This window comes from Streptomyces chumphonensis (genome assembly GCF_014779715.1).
GTDB lineage: Bacteria > Actinomycetota > Actinomycetes > Streptomycetales > Streptomycetaceae > Streptomyces > Streptomyces chumphonensis.
In genome coordinates this window covers 1,174,730-1,193,659 of sequence record NZ_JACXYU010000001.1, presented here as the reverse complement: position 1 = coordinate 1,193,659, position 18,930 = coordinate 1,174,730, and the positions used below count along the sequence as shown (strand labels likewise).

16 protein-coding genes are annotated in these 18,930 nt (G+C 73.8%); 13 read left to right on the top strand and 3 right to left on the bottom strand.

Annotation, left to right across the window (positions count from 1 at the left end; translation table 11 throughout):
* Positions 1-29: 29 nt before the first annotated feature.
* The 7 genes from IF129_RS05045 (at position 30) to IF129_RS05015 (ending at position 9,052) form a co-directional block, all read left to right on the top strand.
* Positions 30-353, top strand: a complete 324-nt coding sequence (locus IF129_RS05045; RefSeq protein ID WP_191208144.1) for a DUF3039 domain-containing protein — start codon at positions 30-32, stop codon at positions 351-353.
* Between the two features lie 394 nt (positions 354-747).
* Complete coding sequence (locus IF129_RS05040) at positions 748-1,677, top strand: FAD binding domain-containing protein (protein ID WP_191208143.1); 930 nt, start codon at positions 748-750, stop codon at positions 1,675-1,677.
* On the top strand, positions 1,674-2,936 hold the full coding sequence (locus IF129_RS27050; RefSeq protein WP_191208142.1) for a 2Fe-2S iron-sulfur cluster-binding protein: 1,263 nt from the start codon (positions 1,674-1,676) through the stop codon (positions 2,934-2,936). Before IF129_RS05040 ends, IF129_RS27050 begins: the two co-directional genes overlap by 4 nt.
* Positions 2,933-5,254, top strand: coding sequence for a xanthine dehydrogenase family protein molybdopterin-binding subunit (locus IF129_RS05030; protein ID WP_381480134.1), 2,322 nt, complete (start codon positions 2,933-2,935; stop codon positions 5,252-5,254). Before IF129_RS27050 ends, IF129_RS05030 begins: the two co-directional genes overlap by 4 nt.
* 161 nt (positions 5,255-5,415) lie before the next feature.
* Positions 5,416-7,197 carry a DEAD/DEAH box helicase gene (locus IF129_RS05025; RefSeq protein WP_191208141.1) on the top strand — a complete coding sequence of 594 codons (1,782 nt, stop codon included), beginning with the start codon at positions 5,416-5,418 and terminating at the stop codon, positions 7,195-7,197.
* 330 nt (positions 7,198-7,527) lie between these two features.
* The gene (locus tag IF129_RS05020; protein ID WP_191208140.1) at positions 7,528-8,172 is read left to right on the top strand and encodes an IclR family transcriptional regulator; all 645 of its coding nucleotides are present in this window, start codon (positions 7,528-7,530) and stop codon (positions 8,170-8,172) included.
* A gap of 94 nt (positions 8,173-8,266) precedes the next feature.
* Positions 8,267-9,052, top strand: coding sequence for a S16 family serine protease (locus IF129_RS05015; RefSeq protein ID WP_191208139.1), 786 nt, complete (start codon positions 8,267-8,269; stop codon positions 9,050-9,052).
* Positions 9,053-9,112: 60 nt separating this feature from the next.
* On the opposite strand, the gene IF129_RS05010 is transcribed toward IF129_RS05015, so the two are convergent.
* Entirely contained in the window at positions 9,113-9,598 is a 486-nt protein-coding gene (locus IF129_RS05010; protein WP_191208138.1) for an Lrp/AsnC family transcriptional regulator, read from the bottom strand.
* A 121-nt stretch (positions 9,599-9,719) separates the two neighbouring features.
* Between IF129_RS05010 and hppD the strand changes: the two genes are divergently transcribed.
* Positions 9,720-10,862 carry a 4-hydroxyphenylpyruvate dioxygenase gene (gene hppD, locus IF129_RS05005; RefSeq protein WP_191208137.1) on the top strand — a complete coding sequence of 381 codons (1,143 nt, stop codon included), beginning with the start codon at positions 9,720-9,722 and terminating at the stop codon, positions 10,860-10,862.
* A gap of 99 nt (positions 10,863-10,961) precedes the next feature.
* A complete protein-coding gene (locus IF129_RS05000; RefSeq protein ID WP_191208136.1) occupies positions 10,962-12,374 on the top strand; it encodes an FAD-binding oxidoreductase in 1,413 nt (470 codons plus the stop codon).
* A gap of 31 nt (positions 12,375-12,405) precedes the next feature.
* Here the strand turns inward: IF129_RS05000 and IF129_RS04995 are convergent, their stop codons facing one another.
* Complete coding sequence (locus IF129_RS04995; protein ID WP_191208135.1) at positions 12,406-12,846, bottom strand: SsgA family sporulation/cell division regulator; 441 nt, start codon at positions 12,844-12,846, stop codon at positions 12,406-12,408.
* 255 nt (positions 12,847-13,101) lie between these two features.
* Between IF129_RS04995 and IF129_RS04990 the strand changes: the two genes are divergently transcribed.
* Both IF129_RS04990 and IF129_RS04985 read left to right on the top strand, forming a co-directional pair.
* A complete protein-coding gene (locus IF129_RS04990) occupies positions 13,102-14,610 on the top strand; it encodes an RDD family protein (RefSeq protein WP_191208134.1) in 1,509 nt (502 codons plus the stop codon).
* Between the two features lie 98 nt (positions 14,611-14,708).
* Positions 14,709-15,404, top strand: a complete 696-nt coding sequence (locus IF129_RS04985; RefSeq protein ID WP_191208133.1) for an RDD family protein — start codon at positions 14,709-14,711, stop codon at positions 15,402-15,404.
* A gap of 26 nt (positions 15,405-15,430) precedes the next feature.
* Here IF129_RS04985 and IF129_RS04980 read toward each other — a convergent pair whose 3' ends face one another.
* Positions 15,431-15,706, bottom strand: a complete 276-nt coding sequence (locus tag IF129_RS04980; RefSeq protein ID WP_191208132.1) for a hypothetical protein — start codon at positions 15,704-15,706, stop codon at positions 15,431-15,433.
* Positions 15,707-16,120: 414 nt separating this feature from the next.
* On the opposite strand from IF129_RS04980, the gene IF129_RS04975 reads away from it, so the two are divergent.
* Both IF129_RS04975 and IF129_RS04970 read left to right on the top strand, forming a co-directional pair.
* On the top strand, positions 16,121-18,424 hold the full coding sequence (locus IF129_RS04975) for an immune inhibitor A domain-containing protein (protein ID WP_191208131.1): 2,304 nt from the start codon (positions 16,121-16,123) through the stop codon (positions 18,422-18,424).
* A gap of 144 nt (positions 18,425-18,568) precedes the next feature.
* On the top strand, positions 18,569-18,898 hold the full coding sequence (locus IF129_RS04970; RefSeq protein ID WP_191208130.1) for a hypothetical protein: 330 nt from the start codon (positions 18,569-18,571) through the stop codon (positions 18,896-18,898).
* Positions 18,899-18,930: the final 32 nt, after the last annotated feature.

The window sequence follows — 18,930 nt, the reverse complement described above, 5'->3', positions numbered from 1 at the left end:
CCCCGGACGGGTCGGTACCCTTGGGAGCCATGAGCACTCCTCTTGAGCCCGGGCCCGAGCGCGGCACGGGGACCGGAACGCTGGTCGAGCCGACGCCCCAGGTGTCCCACGGTGATGGCGACCACGAGCGCTACGCCCACTATGTCCAGAAGGACAAGATCATGGCGAGCGCGATGGACGGCACGCCCGTGGTCGCGCTCTGCGGCAAAGTGTGGGTGCCCGGACGCGATCCGAAGAAGTACCCCGTCTGCCCGCTGTGCAAGGAGATCTACGAGTCCATGACCAGCGGCGGAGACAAGAACGGCAAGGGCGGCAAGGACGGCAAGGGCGGCGGGGACGCCGGCCGGAAGTGACCCGGGTCCGGGCCGGCCGCCGCGCGGCCGGTCCGGGTGCCGCGGCGCCGCGCCCCGCCCCGGCGGGCCGCGCCCGGCGGGTTGCGGCGTTCGCACGCGTGAGCGACGCCGGGCCCCCGATCGTGTGAGAGCCGCGCACCGCCCCGCACCGGGGCGGTCGGCCCTGCGAGCGTGGGGACGTGCAGCCGCGATCCGTGCGCGTTCTCGCGGGAACGATTCACCGGCCCCCGGCCGTCGAGCCCCCGCCCGGCCGCCCCCGCCGGGCGGAACTCACCATTCCGTCATGGACCTGCACTCCTCCGGCGTCAAGACATGTGCCAGAGTTGCCACGTCCGCCCCGTGAGCACGTACGGTACGGCTGGGCATCCGGGAGACCGGGGAAGGGGCAGCTGGGTTGAGCACGCACGCACCGCATGCGCCACATGATCCCGGGGTGACGCGGTCCGTCACCCTGCCGACGACGCTGGACGAGGCCGTGGCGGCACTCACCGCCATGCCCGCGGCCGTGCCCGTCGCCGGCGGCACCGACCTGATGGTGGACGTCAACGCCGGGCGGCTGCGCCCGGCGGCCCTCGTCGGCCTCGGCCGGATCAGCGAGATCCGCAGCTGGGAGTACCAGGACGGGCACGGCCTCCTCGGCGCCGGACTCACCCACGCCCGCATGGGCCGCCCCGACTTCGCCGCCCTCTTCCCCGCCCTCGCCGCCGCCGCCCGCGCCGCCGGGCCGCCGCAGACCCGCAACGCCGGGACCCTCGGCGGCAACATCGTCAGCGCGGCCCCCACCGGCGACACCCTTCCCGTCCTCGCCGCCCTGGAGGCCGTGCTCGTGGTCGCCGGTCCCGGCGGCGCCCGGCGCGAGACGCCGGTCAGCCACCTCCTGAGCGGACGCGAACTGCTCAACCCCGGCGAGGTCGTCGGCCACATCCGCGTGCCCCTGCTGCACGCCCCGCAGACGTTCCTCAAGGCCACCGGCCGCACCGGCCCGAGCCGGGCCCTCGCCTCCGCCGCCGTCGTCCTCGACCCCGCCCGGCGGGGCGTGCGCTGCGCCGTCGGTGCCGTCGCCCCCATGCCGCTGCGCCCGCTGGAGGCCGAGCAGTGGGTGGCCTCGCTCATCGACTGGTCCATGGTCCGCGTCGCGGGCGGTGTCGCCCTTGCCCCCGAGGCCCTGCGGGCCTTCGGCGACTACGTGGCGATGGCCTGCATCCCCGATCCCGTCCCCGGCCCGGACGGCGGGGAGACGCCCGCCCTGCCGCCGGCCGTCCTCCAGCTGCGCCGCACCGTCGCCGCGCTGGCCCGCCGAGCACTCGGGAGGGCGCTCGCATGAGCAACGACCCGCACGCGCCGTCCGCCCACCCCGACGCGTCCGCGCCTCCGCAGGGCGGCTGGGGTGGCGAGTACGACGCCGACGCCACCGCGTTCATCCAGCTCCCGCCGCAGGTGACGGAGCACGGCCCGCCCGGCCCCGGCCACGACGGCCGCACGCCGCTGGCTGCCCCCGGCACCGGGCAGGGCTGGGAACCGCCGGTCATCCCACCGCCCACCCCCGCGGCCACCACGGACCCGACGGACACCGGCACCTGGACGCTGCCGTTCGCGCCGGCCGTCGCCGACCCGTCGCCCGAGGGCCTGCCCGCCGACGGGCAGGCCCCCCCGGCCGGGCTCGGCCAGGACGCCGCCGCACTCGGCCAGGGAGCCGCCGCCGCACTGGCCGGCTCCCACGAAGGCCGGCTGCACGCCGACACCGGCGCCGCCGACCCACCCGAGCAGCCGTGGCCCGCCCCGGCACCCGGCGGCGCCGAGCCGTACGACACCGGGACGTGGGACACCACGGCGCTCCCCGCCGAACCGCCCGCCTTCGTCCCCCACCCCTCGCCGGCCCCGGACGCGGCCGGGCCGTCCGCCGCCGAAGCGGCGTCCGAGCCGGGCCATCCCGCCGGGACCGCGCCGTCGGACCTCGCCGAGGAGCCGTCCGCCGCCGCGCCCCCGGCCGAGGACGACGAACACCCGCTCGTCTCGTACACGTTGCACGTCAACGGCGCGGAGCGGCACGTCGCCGACGTGTGGCTCGGCGAGTCCCTGCTCTACGTCCTGCGCGAACGCCTCGGCCTGGCCGGTGCCAAGGACGGCTGCTCCCAGGGCGAGTGCGGCGCCTGCTCCGTGCAGGTCGACGGACGGCTCGTCGCCTCCTGCCTGGTGCCCGCCGCGACCGCCGCCGGAAGCGAGATCCGCACCGTCGAGGGGCTCACCCGCGACGGCGTCCCCTCCGACGTGCAGCGCGCCCTCGCCGAGCGGTCCGGCGTGCAGTGCGGGTTCTGCGTGCCCGGCATGGCCATGACCGCGCACGACCTGCTGGAGGGCAACCACACCCCCACCGACCTGCAGATCCGCACCGCCCTGTGCGGCAACCTGTGCCGCTGCACCGGGTACCGGGGCGTCGTGGACGCCGTCCGCGAGGTCGCCGCCGAGCGTGCGGCCCGCTCCCGTCCGCAGCCCGAGGACCGGGGCGGGGCCGTCGAGGGCACCGGCGGCGCACCCCGCATCCCGCAGCAGGCCGGGCCCAGTGACGAGGGAGACCCGCAGTGACGTCCAGCGACGCGGTGACGGCGACCCCGGCCGGGGGCACTCCGCTGCCGTCCGCCCGCCCGCACGCCGAACCGGCACCGCACGGCCTCGGCGCGTCCGTCCTGCCCACCGACGCGCTCGCCAAGGCGCAGGGCACCTACGCCTACGCGGCCGACCTGTGGGCCGAGGGCCTGCTGTGGGCGGCCGTCCTGCGGGCCCCGCACCCCCACGCCCGGATCGTCTCCATCGACACCGGGCCGGCCGAGGCCATGCCCGGTGTGCGCGCCGTCGTCACCCACGCCGACGTGCCCGGCGACGCCAACCACGGACGGGGCGTCGCCGACCGTCCGGCCTTCGCCCGCGACCTGGTGCGGCACTACGGCGAGGCCGTCGCCGCCGTCGCCGCCGACCACCCGGACACCGCCCGGCTGGCCGTCGCGGCCATCGCCGTCGAGTACGAGGTCCTGGAACCCGTCACCGACCCGGAGAAGGCCTTCGAGGCCGAGCCGCTGCACCCCGACGGCAACGTGGTGCGTCACCTGCCGCTGCGCTACGGGGACGCCGACGCCACCGGCGACGTCGTCGTGGAGGGGCTCTACCGCGTCGGCCGCCAGGACCCGGCGCCCATCGGCGCCGAGGCCGGGCTCGCCGTGCCGCGCGTGGACGGCGGCGTGGAGCTCTACACCGCCTCCACCGACCCGCACACCGACCGCGACCGCGTCGCCGCCTGCTGCGGGCTCCCGCCCGAGCAGGTCAAGGTCGTCGTCACCGGCGTGCCCGGGGCCATGGCCGACCGCGAGGACCTGAGCGTCCAGATCCCGCTGGGCCTGCTGGCCATCCGCACCGGCTGCCCGGTCAAGCTCGCCGCCGGGCGTGAGGAGTCCTTCCTCGGCCACCCCCACCGGCACCCCACGCTGCTGCGCTACCGGCACCACGCGGACGGCGCGGGCAAGCTCGTCAAGGTCGAGGCGCAGATCCTCATGGACGCCGGCGCCTACGCCGACGGCTCCCACGAGGCGCTGGCCGCCGCCGTCTCCTTCGCCGCCGGCCCCTACGTCGTCCCGCACGCGACGATCGACGGCTGGGCCGTGCGCACCAACAACCCGCCCTCCGGGCACGTGCGCGGGGAGGGCGCCCTCCAGGTCTGCGCGGCCTACGAGGGCCAGATGGACAAGCTCGCCAAGGCGCTCGGCATGGACCCGGCGGAGCTGCGCGCCCGCAACGTCATGGCCACCGGCGACCTCCTGCCCACCGGGCAGGCCGTCACCTGCCCCGCGCCCGTCGCCGAGCTTCTGCGCAACGTCCGCGAGGCGCCGCTGCCCGCGCTCCCCAAGGACTGCCCCGCGGACCAGTGGCTCCTGCCCGGCGGCCCCGAGGGCGCGGGCGAGCCCGGCGCCGTCCGGCGCGGGGTGGGACACGCCGTCGGCATGGTCCACCTGCTCGGCGCCGAGGGCACGGACGAGGTCGCCACGGCGACGGTGAAGGTGGACGGCGCCGTCGCGACCGTGCTGTGCGCCGCCGTCGAGACCGGGCAGGGCTTCACGACCCTGGCCCGGCAGGTCGTCCAGGAGGTGCTGGGGGTCGACGAGGTGCACGTCGCCCCCGTCGACACCGACCAGCCACCCGCCGGGCCCGGCGCCCGGGGCCGGCACACCTGGGTGTCGGCCGGCGCCGTGGAGCGGGCGGCCAAGATGGTTCGCACCCAGCTGCTCCAGCCGCTGGCCGCGAACTTCGGCATGTCCACGGAGCTGCTGTCCATCGCCGACGGCAAGATCACCTCCTACGACGGCGTCCTGTCCACGACGGTCGCCGAGGCGCTGGAGGGCAAGGAGCTGTGGGCCACGGCCCAGTGCCGCCCGCACCCCACCGAGCCGCTGGACGACACCGGGCAGGGCGACGCCTTCGTGGGCCTGGCCTTCGCCGCCGTGCGGGCCGTGGTCGACGTGGACGTCGAGCTGGGCTCCGTCCGCGTCGTCGAGCTGGCGATCGCCCAGGACGTCGGCCGGGTGCTCAACCCGGCGCAGTGCCGCGCCCGCATCGAGGCGGGCCTCACCCAGGGAGTCGGCGCGGCCCTCACCGAGCACCTGCGGGTCGCCCGGGGCGTCGTGCGCCACCCCGACTTCACCGGGTACGCCCTGCCCACGGCACTGGACGCGCCGGACCTGCGGATCGTCGAACTCGTCGAGGAACGCGACGTGGTGGCGCCCTTCGGGGCGAAGTCCGTCAGCGCGGTGCCCCTGGTCGTGACGCCCGCCGCCATCGCCTCCGCCGTCCGCGCCGCCACCGGCCGCCCGATCGGCCGCCTCCCCATCCGCCCCTCCGCCGTGGTGACAGAGTAGAACGCCCCGGTGGACACCCGAGCACCGCGGGAGGCCGGGAAGTGGCGGATCTCCTGCGGCGGCTCGGGTGAGCGGCGTCCGACCGCCGGGTGGCGGTCGGGCGGGGTGCGGGGCCGGGTAGGCTGGCGCGGTCCTGGCGTCGACCCCACCGCACGGAGACCGTGACTACCACCTCACACCACCTCTCCCCGGCCTTCCCCGGCCGTGCCCCCTGGGGCACCGCGGGCAAGCTGCGCGCCTGGCAACAGGGTGCGATGGACCGCTATCTCACCGCGCAGCCCCGGGACTTCCTCGCCGTCGCCACACCGGGCGCCGGCAAGACGACGTTCGCGCTGACGCTGGCGTCCTGGCTGCTGCACCACCACGTCGTGCGGCAGGTGACCGTCGTCGCGCCGACCGAGCACCTGAAGAAGCAGTGGGCGGAGGCCGCCGCCCGGATAGGCATCAAGCTGGACCCGGAGTACAGCGCGGGTCCGGTCGGCCGGGAGTACCACGGCGTCGCGGTGACGTACGCGGGGGTGGGCGTGCGGCCCATGCTGCACCGCAACCGCTGCGAGCAGCGCAAGACCCTGGTGATCCTGGACGAGATCCACCACGCGGGCGACAGCAAGTCCTGGGGCGAGGCGGTCTTCGAGGCGTTCGAACCGGCGACGAAGCGGCTGGCGCTGACCGGCACGCCGTTCCGCTCCGACACCAACCCCATCCCGTTCGTGGAGTACGCCGAGGACAACGCGGGCATCCGGCGTTCCGTGGCCGACTACACCTACGGCTACGGCAACGCGCTGTCCGACGGCGTGGTGCGGCCCGTCATCTTCCTCTCCTACAGCGGCAACATGCGCTGGCGCACCAAGGCCGGGGACGAGGTCGCCGCACGGCTGGGCGAGCCGATGACGAAGGACGCCGTCTCCCAGGCGTGGCGCACGGCGCTCGATCCGCGCGGGGAGTGGATGCCGAGCGTGCTCGGCGCCGCCGACCGGCGGCTGAGCGAGGTGCGCAAGGCCATCCCGGACGCCGGCGGACTGGTGATCGCCAGCGACCAGGACTCCGCGCGCGCCTATGCGAAGCTCATCCGCGAGATCACCGGCGGCTCCGCGACGCTCGTGCTGTCCGACGACTCCGGCGCCTCCCAGCGCATCGAGGACTTCAGCCACTCCGACGACCGCTGGATGGTCGCCGTCCGCATGGTGTCCGAGGGCGTGGACGTCCCCCGGCTGGCGGTCGGGGTGTACGCGACGACGATCTCCACTCCGCTGTTCTTCGCGCAGGCCGTGGGGCGTTTCGTGCGGTCCCGGCGGCGCGGTGAGACCGCCTCGGTGTTCCTGCCGACCATCCCCATGCTGCTGTGCTTCGCGCACGAGATGGAGGTCGAGCGCGACCACGTCCTGGACAAGCCGAAGAAGGGCGGGGACGAGGACCCGTACGCGGAGGAGGCCGACCTGCTGAAGGAGGCCGAGCGGGAACAGGACGAGGACACCGGCGAGCAGGACCTGCTGCCCTTCGAGGCGCTGGAGTCGGACGCCGTCTTCGACCGGGTCATGTACGACGGCGCCGAGTTCGGCATGCAGGCGCATCCCGGCAGCGAGGAGGAGCAGGACTACCTGGGCATCCCCGGTCTGCTGGAGCCGGACCAGGTGCAGTTGCTCCTGCAGAAGCGGCAGGCGCGCCAGATCGCGCACAGCCGCAGGCGTCCCGACGAGGAGGCGGACCTGCTGGAGGTGCCCGCCGAGCGCCGTCCCGTCGTCACGCACAAGGAGCTGCTGGAGTTGCGCAAGCAGCTCAACTCCCTCGTCGGCGCCTACTCCCACCAGAGCGGCAAGCCGCACGGCGTGATCCACACGGAGCTGCGGCGGCTGTGCGGCGGGCCGCCGACGGCCGAGGCGACGGCGGGACAGCTGACCCAGCGCATCACCAAGGTGCGGGAGTGGGCCACGCGGATGCGGTGACCCCCCCCGCGGTGGGGCCGCCCGCGACGGCATCCGGACACCGGCGGTCAGCCGCCGACACCTTTCGGACATGGAGCGTAAAAAGGGGGCCACTCTCTACCCCGGAGTGCCCGGATTCTGGACGAAGTCTTCCGGTGAGCGGATCGGGTCGCTAAGTTTCGGACACGCACACGCCCCGTGGCAGCGCCGCCTCGGAGCGCAGCCGGTGCGGCCCTTGCCAGCGCGACCGGTGGCCTCCCCTCTTCGCTGCCCACGGGACCCGGGCGGCGACGCACAACGCATCCGTGCGCAGGGTGGACGCCGCCGGCACTGACCCGAAAAGGGGGCGTCGTGACCGCGGAGACCTCTCAGACGCTCGACCGGGGACTCAGAGTCCTGAAACTTCTCGCCGACACCGATCACGGGCTGACGGTGACCGAGCTCTCCCACAAGCTCGGCGTCAACCGGACCGTGATCTACCGGCTGCTCGCCACGCTGGAGCAGCACTCCCTCATCCGCCGGGACCTCGGTGGCCGGGCCCGGGTCGGGCTCGGCGTCCTGGGCCTCGGCCGTCAGGTGCACCCCCTGGTGCGGGAGGCGGCCCTGCCGTCGCTGCGCTCCCTGGCCGAGGAGGTCGGTGCCACCGCCCACCTCACCCTGGTCGACGGCAGCGACGCGCTCGCCGTCGCCGTCGTCGAACCGAGCTGGACCGACTACCACGTCGCCTACCGGCCGGGCTTCCGGCACCCCCTCGACCGGGGCGCCGCCGGGCGGGCCATCCTCGCCGGCCGCCACCCCGACGCGGACCCGCTGGACTCCTACGTGCTGACGCACGGGGAACTGGAGGCCGGCGCGAGCGGGGCCGCCGCGCCGCTGCTCGGGGTGGCCGGGATAGAGGGCAGCGTCGGCGTGGTGATGCTCTCCGACTCGGTGCCGGAGAAGGTCGGCGACCGCGTCGTGGCCGCCGCGCAGGAGGTCGCGGAAGCCCTGCGCTGAGCCGGACGCCGACCCCCGGCGGGCCGCACCCGCCGGGACGTCGCGCACGGGTGGTTCGGCCCCGGCCCGAGGCAGCGCATAGATTGCACGGGTGATGTCTGCTCTCGCCGCCCGCCGCCGTCCGGTGCTGGCCGTCTGCGGCCTCGTGCTGGCCGCTCTCGTGGCCGCCGCCGCCCTCGTCCCCCTGCCGTACACCCTCGTCCAGCCGGGCGTCACCGCCGACGTCCTCGGCGAGTACCGGGGCGAGCGGGTCATCACCGTGCGCGGGGGCGACGCGGCGAAGGACCCGGAGGGCGAACTGCTGATGACCACCATCGCGGCCACCGGTCCGGACGCCACCGTGCGGATCGGCGACGTGCTCTCCGGGTGGTTCGCGCACGACCGGGCGGTCATGCCCCGCGAGGTGGTCTACCCCGTCGGGGACTCGCCCGAGGAGATCCGCGACTACAACGACGAGCGGATGGCCGACTCCCAGCGGGCCGCCGTGCGGGCCGCCCTGGACGAACTCGGGCTCGACGAGGGGGACCTGCGGGTCACCGTGCGGCTCGACGAGATCGGCGGGCCGAGCGCGGGCCTGCTGTTCGCCCTCGGCATCGTGGACACGCTGGACGGCGACGGCAGCCTGACCGGCGGCCGCACCGTCGCGGGCACCGGGACGATCGCCGCCTCCGGACGCGTCGGCCCGGTCGGCGGTGTTCCGCTGAAGACCCAGGCCGCCCGGCGCGACGGGGCGACCGTCTTCCTCGTGCCGCGCGCCGAGTGCGCGGACGCGGCCGCGCAGGCCCCGCCGGGGCTGCGGCTGGTCCCCGTCGGCACGCTCGACGACGCCCTGGAGGCGCTGGCCGACCTCCGGGCGGACCGTCCGACGCCGACCTGCTGAGCCGCTCGACCGCCGACACGTGGCCCGCCCCGCGCCCGCCTCGCGCCCGCCCCGCACCCGTCAGGCCCCGCCGCGGTCCGCGGGTCCGGACGCCTTGCGGACCAGGGGCACGATCCGCAGCGGCACCGGGTTCTCCATGACGATCGCCGTCGAGGCGCGCACGATGCCCGCGAACCCCACCACGCGGTCGATGACCCGCTGGAGGTCGGCGTTGGAGCGGGCCACGAGGCGGCAGAGCATGTCCCCGTGGCCGGTGATCGTGTGCAGCTCCAGCACCTCCGGCACGGTGGCCAGATGGGCGCGTACGTCCGCGCCCTGGCCCTGCTTGATCTCCAGGGTGGCGAACGCCGTCACCGGGTAGCCGAGGGCGGCCGGGTCCACGTCGGGGCCGAACCCCCGGATGACGCCGGTGCTCTGCAGCCGGTCCAGGCGGGCCTGCACCGTGCCGCGGGCCACGCCGAGCCTGCGGGACGCCTCCAGCACCCCGATGCGGGGCTCCGCCGCGAGGAGCTCCAGCAGCCTGCCGTCCAACTCGTCCACGCCCATGCGCACACCTCCGTGGTCATTGTGTACAGATCGCCCGGTGCTTCCGCGATACCGCTGCACAGATTGTTCATTGCCATGTCAAACTATTGCGCATCCTGTGGAACGGCGAGACCCTGCGCACATGACTGAGACCCTTCAGAACGCCCAGACCTCCCGGCAGGACGACCCCTTCCCGGTCAAGGGAATGGACGCGGTCGTGTTCGCCGTCGGCAACGCCAAGCAGGCGGCCCACTTCTACTCCACGGCCTTCGGCATGCGCCTGGTCGCCTACTCCGGGCCGGAGAACGGCAGCCGCGAGACGGCCAGCTACGTGCTGGAGTCCGGTGCGGCGCGGTTCGTGCTGACCTCGGTCATCAAGCCGGTCACCGAGCACGGCCGCTTCCTCGCCGAGCACGTGGCCGAACACGGCGACGGTGTGGTGGACCTGGCCATCGAGGTGCCCGACGCCCGCGCGGCGTACGCGTACGCCGTCGAGCACGGCGCCACCGGGCTCGCCGAGCCGTACGAGGTGAAGGACGAGCACGGCACCGTCGTCCTCGCCGCCATCGCCACCTACGGCCAGACCCGCCACACCCTGGTCGACCGCTCCGGCTACGACGGCCCCTACCTGCCCGGCTTCGCCGCCGCGCAGCCGATCGTCGAGCCCCCCGCGCGGCGCACCTTCCAGGCCGTCGACCACTGCGTCGGCAACGTCGAGCTCGGGAAGATGAACGAGTGGGTGACCTTCTACAACAAGGTCATGGGCTTCACCAACATGAAGGAGTTCGTCGGCGACGACATCGCGACCGAGTACTCCGCGCTCATGTCCAAGGTCGTCGCCGACGGCACCAAGAAGGTGAAGTTCCCCATCAACGAGCCGGCGATCGCGAAGAAGAAGTCGCAGATCGACGAGTACCTCGAGTTCTACGGCGGCCCCGGCGTCCAGCACATCGCCCTCGCCACCAACGACATCGTCTCCACCGTGCGGACGATGCGCGCGGCCGGCGTGGAGTTCCTCAACGTGCCGGACACGTACTACGACACGCTCGGCGAGTGGGTCGGCGACACCCGCGTGCCCATCGACGAACTGCGCGAGCTGAAGATCCTGGCCGACCGCGACGAGGACGGCTACCTGCTCCAGATCTTCACCAAGCCCGTCCAGGACCGTCCGACCGTCTTCTTCGAGATGATCGAGCGGCACGGGTCCATGGGCTTCGGCAAGGGCAACTTCAAGGCCCTGTTCGAGGCCATCGAGCGCGAGCAGGACCGACGCGGCAACCTCTGAGCCGCCCCGCAACCCGCACGTGCGCCGGACGGACGCCACCAGCTCCCGTCCGGCGCACGGCCGTTGCCGGGTCACCGCGCGGCTGGCAGGCTGAGACGCATGGGCGCAGGCGCAGGCGTGGTGATCGAGCGACTCCGGCAGGGACTGCCCGGCGAGGCCGTCCTCACCGACCCCGACGTGACGGCCGCCTACGCCAGGGACCAGGCCGGGTTCTGCCCCGCCGGCACCCCCGGCGTCGTCGTGCTGCCCCGCACCGTGGAGCAGGTGCGGCACGTCATGCGGACGGCGACGGCCACCCGCACCCCCGTCGTGCCGCAGGGGGCCCGCACGGGCCTGTCGGGCGGCGCGAACGCCTCCGACGGCTGCATCGTGCTGTCGTTGGTGAAGATGGACCGCATCCTGGAGATCAGCCCCGTCGACCGGCTCGCGGTCGTCGAGCCCGGCGTCGTCAACGCGGACCTCTCCCGGGCCGTGGCCGCCCACGGCCTCAGCTACCCGCCGGACCCCTCCAGCTGGGAGGAGTGCACGATCGGCGGCAACATCGGCACGGCCTCCGGAGGGCTGTGCTGCGTCAAGTACGGGGTCACCGCCGAGTACGTCCTCGGACTGGACGTCGTCCTCGCCGACGGGCGACTGCTGTCCACCGGGCGCCGCACGGCCAAGGGCGTCGCCGGCTACGACCTGACCCGGCTGTTCGTCGGTTCCGAGGGCAGCCTCGGCGTCGTCGTGCGCGCGGTGCTGGCCCTGCGGCCCGAGCCGCCGCGCCCCCTCGCGCTGGCCGCCGAGTTCCCCACGGTGGAGGCCGCCTGCGACGCCGTGTGCCGCATCATGGGCGGCGGTGGCGGCGTTGACGGCGGTGGCGGCGAACCGGCGCACACGCCCGCGCTGCTGGAGCTGATGGACCGCACCACACTGCGGGCCGTCAACGACCTCACCCGGATGGGGCTGCCCGAGACCACCGAGGCCCTGCTCCTCGCCGGGTTCGACACCCCTGACGCCGCCGCCGACCTCGCCGCCGTCGCCGGGCTGTGCAAGGCCGCCGGCGCCACCGAGGTCGTCCCCGCCGAGGACGCCGCCGAGTCCGAACTGCTGCTGGCCGCCCGGCGCTCCGCGCTCGTCGCGCTGGACCGGGTGAAGGGCACCACCATGATCGACGACGTCTGCGTGCCCCGCAGCCGGCTCGCGGACCTGCTGAAGGGCGTGGCCGCCGTCGCCGACCGCAACGGCCTCACCATCGGAGTCCTGGCCCACGCGGGCGACGGCAACAGCCACCCCACCGTCTGCTTCGACGCCTCCGACCCCGACGAAGCCGCCCGCGCCCGCGCCTCGTTCGACGAGATCATGGCCCTCGGGCTGGAACTCGGCGGCACGATCACCGGCGAGCACGGCGTCGGGCTGCTGAAGAAGGAGTGGCTGGCCCGCGAGCTGGGACCCGTCGGCCTGGAGCTGCAACGCGGCGTCAAGCAGGTCTTCGACCCCCTCAGCCTCCTCAACCCGGGCAAGCTCTTCTGACGGCGCTCCGGAGCCCCGGGCGACGGGAGGCTCAACCGCCCGACTCCTCGCCGAGCAGGGCGCACAGCGCCTCGTCCAGCCCCAGCTCCGCCGACTCGCGTCCCGGCGGTACCAGCCGCAGCGTCCGCTCCACCCACGCCGCCACCGGACCGGCCGGCGCCTGGAGCAGCGCCTCGCCCTCCGGCGAGCTGAGCGCCATGCACACCGCGTTGCGCCGCTGCGGCCGCCCGCCGTGGCCGGCGGAGAGCGGCCACACCCGCACGTCACCGTGGCCGCTCGGCCGGAAGACGCCCTCCACCAGCAGCTCCCTGGCGAACGTCCAGTGCACGGGGGTGTCGGAGCCGATGTGGAAAGAGACGTGCACGGCGTAGGGGTCGTCGGTGCGGTAGAGGAGCTTCGCCGGAACCGCGACGCTGCGCTCCGGAGACAGCACCAGAACCATCTCCAGCTCTCGTTCGACGGTGGTGTGCATGCGCGTAGACCCTTCCTCGGATGCTGCGGTGACGCAGGACTGCACCCGGTGAGAGCGCGTACCGGGCGGATCGTTACGCGACTTCGGGAGTGAATCCGCGCACGCCTGTCCGAATCCGTTCGGCGGGTGACGGCCCGGAGAGTTTTCGTGCCCGAAGTGATGGGGTCGGGCGACGCCCCGGCAACCCCCGGTCCGACTCTGGTAGATGTGGACGCTGCAACCCACCTTCGGCCAAGCAGATACGGGACCGGACAGATGAGCGCGCCTCCCTCGGCATCCGCCAACGGCAGCACCCCCGCAGGCTATTACCCCGACCCGTCCATCCCGGGGTACGTCCGCTACTGGGACGGCGTCGCGTGGGTACCGGGCACCAGCCGCCCCGCTCCGCGCGCCGGGGACCCGTCTGCGCCGCCGCCCGCCGGGTCCGGCACGGCCGCGCCCCTCCCCGGCGGGGCCCCGACCGCACCGCCCCCCGCGCCCGCCGTGCCGCAGGACGCCGTTCCGGGGCCGCGTGAGGAGACCGGGCCCGTCTTCCTGGACGAGACGCCCGAGCCGGCCTCCGTGTCCGAGCCCGGACCGGCTCCGGCGTGGCGGGCGGACGCCTCCCGCCAGGCGGGTTTCGGTGCCGACCCCGAGCGCGTCTCCTGGGGAGCCGGATCCCCCGATGCCGCCGACGCCGCCGACGCCCCTGACCCCGCCGGACCCGCCGAGCGTGCCGCGTCCGTCGAGCGTCCCGCGCCGACCGGGGATCCGCAGGCACCGGCCGATGCCCGTCCGGCGGCCGGTACGTCCGGCGGTTCCGCCGCCGGTCCGCCGGTCGCGGACCCCCGGGGCGGCTGGCTGCGGCCCGAACCGGCGGCCCCGGTGCGGGAGGATCCGCCGTCCACGGCGCCGCCGGAGGCCCGTCCGACGCCGACCTCGCGGTCGGACGCCACGTTCACCCTGCGGGCGGCCCGGCCGGACAGCCCGCCGCACCCCGGTGCCGAGGCCCCGGCGCCCACCGGCCCCTCCGCACCGGCGCCCGTCGCCCCCTCCGCCCCCGCCCCCTCCGCCCCGGCCCCGGCGGCCCCCGCCCCGGCACCGGCCCCCGCCCCGGAGCCGGTGCGGCAGCCCCCCGCGGGGCAGGAGCAGTCCGGCGGCTGGGCGCAGCAGGTCCGCGAACTCGCCCGGCCCGAGGAGGCGAAGGGCGGCGCCGGTCCGGTCACGCCCTGGCGGCCGCCGGTCAGCGACCCGTTCCTCCGTGCCGCGCAGGAGCAGGCCCGACCCGCCCCCTTCGGCCGTCGGCTGGCGGCCCGGCTCCTCGACACGCTCGTGCAGGGGGCCGTAGCCGGTGCCGTGGCCGCGCCGTTCGTCCCCAAGGCGCTGGACCACTGGCGCGCCCAGGTGGACGCGGCCGAACAGGCCGGCGTCACACGGGAGATCTGGCTGATCGACGGGACCACCGGCGGGTACCTCGCCGTCGTGGTCGGAGCCTTCCTGCTCTTCGGTCTGCTGTACGAGGCCCTGCCCACGGCGCGTTGGGGCCGGACGCTCGGCAAGAAGGTGTGCGGGGTGCAGGTCCTGCGGATGGCGGAGCAGACCCCGCCGGGCTTCGGCGCGGCAGCGGTGCGCTGGCTGCTGCACGGCGTGCTGGCCCTCGTGGCCCTCGGGCTGCTGAACGTCGCCTGGTCCCTGTTCGACCGGCCGTGGCGGCAGTGCTGGCACGACAAGGCCGCCGGCACGTTCGTCGGGCGCCCGACGGCCGGGGGCGTGCGGCTGGGCTGAGGGGCCGCGGGTGTGCCGGGTCCGAACGGGGTCCGGGGCGTTCCCCCGGACGGACCGTGCGGGATGCGGGGCGGGGAACGGCACGATGCACTCGGGCCATGAGCACCGACCAGCCGCGCCCCGGTGGGGAGCCCCCGGAGGAGGACCCGTTCCGCAAGCCGCCCCCGGCGCCGCCGCCCCCCGGCGCCGGCGGTCCGCGCGACCCGGGCCCCCCGGCGGGCGGCCCGTACGGTCAGGGTCCCTACGGCCAGGAACCGCCGGGCCAGGGCCCCTACGGCGGCCAGGGCGGGCCGGGCGGCTACGGCGAGTACGGCTACGGGCCGCCGAGCCCGCTCGCCGGGATGCCGCCGCTCGCGTCGCGCGGCAAGCGGCTGCTCGCGCGCATCATCGACTGGGTGGTCGTGGCCGTCCCCGTGCTCGTCGTCACCGGGCTGCTGTTCAACACCTGGGTGATCGACACGGAGGGTTCGGACACCGCCTACGACGGTTCGGACTTCGCGCAGACGATCATCTACACCCTCGTCTACTTCCTCTACGAGGGGCTGATGCTCACCACCCGGGGGCAGACGCTCGGCAAGATGGCCATGCGCATCCGGGTCGTCATGCTGGACAACGGTGCGCTCCCGGCCGGGAACCCCGGCTGGTTCCGCGCGGCGGTGTACTCACTGCCGACCGTCGTCCCGTGCCTCGGGTTCCTGTTCTGGCTCGTCAACGTCCTGTGGTGCACGTGGGACCAGCCGTACCACCAGTGCCTGCACGACAAGGCGGCGAAGACCGTGGTGGTCCGGGCGTGACGCGGGGCGCCCGGGGGAGCGGCGGTTCAGCGGCGCAGTGAGGGCTCCGGCAGTGGCCGCTCGGTGGCGGGCCGGGCGGCCGTCGGGTGCACCGCCGCGCCGGTCGGGGCGGAACCGGTCTGTGCGGCCCGGGCCCTGGTCGGCACGGTGAGGGAGACGACCAGCCCGAGGACGAGCGAACCGCTCGCGACGAGGACGGCTCCGGTGCCCGACTCCGTCCGGGTGAGCAGCAGCAGAGCGACGGCTGTCAGCATGACGGTCGCGAGACCGTAGGCGATCTGGGCGGGGCTCGGGCGCGGCATGGCGTAATCCGTCCTCGGGGGGTCAGCTGCGGTGGTCGGTCAGGTCAGGCGCGGCCGTCGAACGACTCTACGATGCGAGATGCCCGCGAGGAACGGTGAGTAAGCGTGACCTGACCCACGGCGCCGGTGCACGGGGGGCGCACGGAGACGTACCCGCGTCGGACGGATGACGCTTTACGGTCGAGTCACGGTCAAGAATCCCCAGACAGATGCCAGTTGTGGTCAAGACACAGACGAGATCAGCAACGTACCGGTTTGACGTGTCTAAAACAAGGTCTGTCTTTTCTTGTTTCCCTCCTGTCGAATGCCTCCCGTCAAGTCACCGTGCTTGCAGGGGAGGACATCACACCCGTGATCAGAACAAATCGATCCATAAGATCGAGGACAACGGCGCTGGCCACCGCCGTCGCCGCGATGAGCGCAGCGGTCGTCATGCTGCCCGGTACCGGCGCGCAGGCCCAGGAACCGGCGAACGACCACACGACGCACCCGCAGGCGTCCGACCACCACGCCTCGCACGTGGACCACAACCTCGAAGGTCCGCTCACCCACCAGCAGAACGCCCAGAAGCAGGCGGCGCTCCAGAAGCTGGCGTCCGGTGAGAAGCCGGTGGAGCGCAACGGCTCCAAGGTCATGAAGCTCGACGACGAGAAGTACGTCGAGATGGAGCAGGTCAAGACCGACAAGATCTTCACGATCCTGATCGAGTTCGGCGACAAGGTCGACCCGCAGTACGGTGGTACCCGCGGGCCGCTGCACAATGAGATCGCCGAGCCGGACCGCGACGAGGACAACACCACGCTGTGGCAGGAGGACTTCGACCGCGAGCACTTCACCGACATCTACTTCGGTGACGGCCCCGGCAGCGTGAAGACCTACTTCGAGACGCAGTCCTCGGGCAAGTACTCGGTCGACGGCACCGTCTCCGACTGGGTCAAGGTCGAGTACAACGAGGCCCGTTACGGCAACAACGCCTGCGGCCAGAACAACTGCCCCACCGTGTGGGACGCCGTCCGCGACGGCGTCAACCAGTGGGTCGAGGACCAGAAGGCCGCCGGGCAGTCCACCGAGGACATCAAGGCCCAGCTCGCCGAGTACGACGTCTGGGACCGCTACGACCACGACGGCGACGGCGACTTCAACGAGCCGGACGGGTACCTGGACCACTTCCAGTTCGTCCACGCCGGTGAGGACGAGTCCGCCGGCGGCGGCGCGCAGGGCGAGGACGCCATCTGGGCGCACCGCTGGTACGCCTACGGCACCGACTACGGCAAGACCGGCCCGGAGTTCAACAGGGCCGGCGGCACCGAGATCGGTGACACGGGCGTGTGGGTCGGCGACTACACCGTGCAGCCGGAGAACGGCGGCCTCGGCGTCTTCGCGCACGAGTACGCCCACGACCTCGGCCTGCCGGACCTCTACGACACCTCGGGCACCGGCGAGTCCGCCGTCGCCTACTGGTCGCTGATGTCCTCCGGTTCCTGGCTGGGCAAGGGCGAGGACGCCATCGGTGACTGGGCCGGCGAGATGACGGCCTGGGACAAGCTGATGCTGGGCTGGCTCGACTACGACACGGCCAAGGCCGCGACGACGTCGTTCCACACCCTCGCGCCGCAGGCCGACGAGCCCGACGCGAAGAAGCGCAAGGGCGCCCAGGCGGTGCTCGTGGAGCTCCCGGAGAAGGAGCTCACCACGACCGTCGTCAAGCCGGCGGCCGGTGAGACGCAGTGGTGGAGCGGCAGCGGTGACGACCTCACCAACTCCCTGACCCGCAGCGTCGACCTCACCGGCAAGACCGGTGGCGCGGCCCTGTCGCTCAAGGGCTGGTGGGAGATCGAGGCCGGGTACGACTACCTGTACACCCAGGTCTCCACCGATGGCGGCGCCACCTGGAACGCCCTCGACGGCACCGTGAACGGCGAGCCGATCGGTCGGGACGGCAGTGACACCCCGGCGCTGGACGGCGAGTCCGGCGGCTACGTCGACCTCGTCTACGGCCTCGACGACTACGTCGGCCAGGAGTTCGACCTGCGGTTCTTCTACCGCACGGACGGCGGCGTGGCCGAGATGGGCTTCGCGGCCGACGAGATCTCCCTCGTGGTCGACGGCGAGCTCGTCCTGGAGGACGGTGCCGAGGACGGCGACGCCGGGTGGACGGCCAAGGGCTTCACCCGCATCGGTGAGTCCTTCACCAAGTCCTACCCGCAGTACTACATCGCCGAGAGCCGCCAGTACACGGGCTACGACGAGACCCTGAAGACCGGCCCGTACAACTTCGGTTTCCCGGACCGTCCCAACTGGGTCGAGCACTTCAAGTACCAGACCGGCCTGCTGGTCTGGCTGTGGGACACCTCGCAGGCGGACAACAACGTCGGCGTCCACCCCGGCGAGGGTCTGATCCTCCCCGTCGACGCCCACGCCAAGCCCCTGAAGTGGTCGGACGGTTCGCTCATGCGCAACCGGATCCAGGGCTTCGACTCGACGTTCAGCTGGTACCCGACGTGGGGCTTCACGCTCCACAAGGGCGGTGAGCCGACGAAGATCAAGAGCCACCTGCCCAAGCCGGTCTTCGACGACCGCGTCGGCTCCTACTGGTCCGAGGAGAACCCCACGCACAGCGTGAAGGTGCCCGACACCAACACCCGCATCACGATCCTCAACCAGCCGTGGAGCGGGAAGCACATGAAGGTCATGGTCGGCCCCTCCAAGTGGTGGTGATCATGGCCTGAGCGTCCGTGACCGTACGCGTACGGTCATGGCCGCAGGTCAGCACGGTAACGGCCGTCGCCCTCTAGCGGGCGGCGGCCGTTCGCGTTTCAATGCGTGGTGACCACCGGACACGACCGAACGGGGAACTTGATCATGACAGGAGGCGGGTACGCTCGTCAGCCGGACGGGAGCGTCGTCGTGGCGCTCAGCCTCGCCGGGCCGGGGGGCGCGCAGGCCGGACGCATCCGCGTCCTGGTGCGCGCCGGGAACCGCGCCCGCGCCCTGACGCGGCTGCGCAACCTGGGGCTGCGCGCCGTCTACCTGCGCGGCAACGCCGAGCCGCCGACGCCCGACGAGGTGACCGCCGTCCTGCACCACCCGGACGGGCTGGTCTGGCGGGAGGCCGTGGCGGCCGACCCCGGGTTCTGGCAGCCGGCGACCATGTTGCCGAGGCCGCGCGCCGCCGCCCCGGCGGGGGGCTGACGGCGCGGGGCCGGGGCGGCGCCCCGCGGGTG